Raw genomic sequence first — 264 nt, 5'->3', positions numbered from 1 at the left:
GTCGTAGCTCCAGCGCGTCCACTGGCCGGCGCGCAGGTAATGCTCGCTCTCCGTGATGCGCCGCGCCGTGGCCATGAGCAGCGCAAAGCCGAAATCGGCCGTGGTCTCGGTCAGCACGTCGGGCGTGTTGGTGCCCTGCACGCCGGCGGCGGTCATCGCAGCGATGTCGAAGTTGTTGTAGCCCACCGTCATGTTGGCCGCTATGCGCAGCTGCGGGCAGGCGGCCAGCAGCTCGGCGTTCACCGGCTGGGTGCCGGTGAGCAA

The 264-nt window shown here is 68.6% G+C and carries 1 pseudogene; it reads right to left on the bottom strand.

Annotated elements, in window-relative coordinates:
- Positions 1–264 (bottom strand): annotated as a pseudogene (locus MTCD1_RS19420) (hypothetical protein); the annotation flags it as partial.

Origin of the sequence: Colwellia marinimaniae (assembly GCF_002207865.1) — a bacterium.
Taxonomy (GTDB): domain Bacteria; phylum Pseudomonadota; class Gammaproteobacteria; order Enterobacterales; family Alteromonadaceae; genus Colwellia; species Colwellia marinimaniae.
Note: the sequence above shows the minus strand (reverse complement) of the source record. Positions and strands in the feature narration are given on the sequence as shown.